Raw genomic sequence first — 1,984 nt, forward strand, 5'->3', positions numbered from 1 at the left:
GACCGGCAGGCGAGGCTTGGCTCAGTGGACTTCGGCGCCCCAGCCGCCCCAGACGTAGATGGCGATGAAGAGGAACAGCCAGACAACGTCGACGAAGTGCCAGTACCAGGCGGCCGCCTCGAAGCCGAAATGCTGCCTGGGGGTGAACGCGCCGCCATAGGCGCGGACGAGGTTCACGGTGAGGAAGATCGTGCCGACGATGACGTGGAAGCCATGGAAGCCGGTCGCCATGAAGAAGGCCGAGGTGTAGATGTTGTCGGCAAAGCCGAACGGCGCGTTGGCATATTCATAAGCCTGGATCCCGCTGAACAGCAGGCCGAGGCCGATCGTCGCCCAAAGGCCCTTCTTGAGACCGTCCCGGTCACCGTTGATCAGCGCGTGGTGCGCCCAGGTGACGGTTGTGCCCGAGCAGAGCAGGATGAGCGTGTTGAGCAGCGGGAAGCCGAACGGATCGAGCACCTTCATGCCCTTGGGCGGCCAGACGCCGCCGATCGTGTCGACAGGCGAGGGGAAGAGCGCTGCGTTGAAATAGGCCCAGAACCAGGCGACGAAGAACATCACTTCCGACGCGATGAACAGGATCATCCCGTAGCGGAGGTGGAGCTGCACGATCGGCGTGTGATCGCCAGAATTGGCCTCGCGGATCACGTCCGCCCACCAGCTGAACATCACGAACAGGACTGCGATGAGGCCGGCGCCCGCCACATAGGGGCCGAATTCGTGGCCGTGCATCCACATCACGCCGCCGCCGGTGAGCGCAAGCGCCGCCATCGATCCGATGAAGGGCCAGACGCTTGGAGGAAGGATGTGATACTGATGGTTCTTGGCACCGGCCATCTTGGGTCGTTCCCTGCTGATTTGCTGCGCGTGCTCTAGCTTTGAGTCTTCGGCTGGTCCACCGGGTAAAAGGTGTAGCTCAAGGTGATCTCGTCGATCTTCCGCCCGTCGGGATCGTCGAGGATCTTGGGATCGACGAAGAACACGACCGGCATCCGGACTTCCTCGCCCGGCTTCAGCGTCTGCTCGGTGAAGCAGAAGCACTGGATCTTGGTGAAATACTGGCCCGCCTGCGACGGCGTGACGTTGAAGGTGGCGGTGCCCGTCACCGGCTTATCGCCCATATTCTTCGCCGTGTAGAAAGCCATGTCCCGGGCGCCGACCGCGACCCGCTGCACATGCTCCTCCGGCTTGAACTGCCAGGGAAGCGCGGAGCTGGTGTTCGCATCGAAGCGGACGGAGATGATCTTGCCTGTCGGCTGGATCGAGCTGTCGATCTCCGATGCGCGGAGCGGAGTGCCGCCGAAGCCGGTCACCTGGCAGAAGAGCCGGTAGAGGGGCACGCTGGCATAAGCGAGGCCGACCATCGCAACCACCAGCAGCGCCGCGAGCATCGCGGTGCGGCCGTTCCTTCGCGCGAGCGTGGTCACCGGTTCACCGTCATCTTGGCGATGGTGATCGCGAACATCAGGATCACGAACGCTCCCAGAGCAAGCGCCATCACCAGCGCGCGGCTCTTCTGCCGGCCCCGGATGTCGCGCTCGTTCCTTTCGGGGGGGATCAGATCAGCCATCTATCGACCACCACCGCCCCGAACAGGGCGAACAAATAAAGGATGGAAAAGGCGAACAGGCGCTTCTCCGGCTTCATCCCCTGCGGCTCCGTCGCCCGGTTCGCGAGCACCTGGAGGGAGAGGATGAAGAAGGCGAGGCTGAGCAGAGCCGCCGCGACGCCGTAGACCGGACCGGTAAGGCCGAGCGGCCACGGCGCTATCGCGGCGGCGGCCATCGGGAGCGTGTAGAGCGCAATCTGCTGGCGGGTAACCTTCGGGCCCGAGACCACGGGGAGCATCGGCACTCCGGCGGCGGCATAATCGGAGCGGACGAACAGCGACAGCGCCCAGAAATGCGGCGGCGTCCAGAGGAAGATGATCGTGAAGAGGAGGAGCGGGAGCAAGGTCACGTCCCCGGTCGCCGCGGCCCAGCCG

Annotated in this window: 4 protein-coding genes; all 4 read right to left on the reverse strand. The window is 64.3% G+C overall.

Annotation, left to right across the window (positions count from 1 at the left end):
• Nucleotides 1–21: 21 nt before the first annotated feature.
• Nucleotides 22–837, reverse strand: coding sequence for a cytochrome c oxidase subunit 3 (locus tag VF662_RS10355; RefSeq protein ID WP_464140681.1), 816 nt, complete (start codon nucleotides 835–837; stop codon nucleotides 22–24).
• Between the two features lie 35 nt (nucleotides 838–872).
• The gene (locus VF662_RS10360) at nucleotides 873–1,427 is read right to left on the reverse strand and encodes a cytochrome c oxidase assembly protein (RefSeq protein WP_464140684.1); all 555 of its coding nucleotides are present in this window, start codon (nucleotides 1,425–1,427) and stop codon (nucleotides 873–875) included.
• Entirely contained in the window at nucleotides 1,424–1,570 is a 147-nt protein-coding gene (locus VF662_RS10365; RefSeq protein WP_464140687.1) for a hypothetical protein, read from the reverse strand. Before VF662_RS10365 ends, VF662_RS10360 begins: the two co-directional genes overlap by 4 nt.
• Nucleotides 1,558–1,984, reverse strand: a 427-nt coding sequence (locus VF662_RS10370; protein WP_464140689.1) for a UbiA family prenyltransferase, incomplete at its 5' end; no start/stop codon positions are given. The genes VF662_RS10365 and VF662_RS10370, both read right to left, overlap by 13 nt.

The organism is Allosphingosinicella sp., from assembly GCF_036387215.1.
Taxonomy (GTDB): domain Bacteria; phylum Pseudomonadota; class Alphaproteobacteria; order Sphingomonadales; family Sphingomonadaceae; genus Allosphingosinicella.

Excerpts from the sequence above, each read along its gene's own strand:
- VF662_RS10355 (WP_464140681.1), bottom strand. The coding sequence starts at position 837 with ATGGCCGGTGCCAAGAACCATCAGTATCACATCCTTCCTCCAAGCGTC.
- VF662_RS10365 (WP_464140687.1), bottom strand. The coding sequence starts at position 1,570 with ATGGCTGATCTGATCCCCCCCGAAAGGAACGAGCGCGACATCCGGGGC.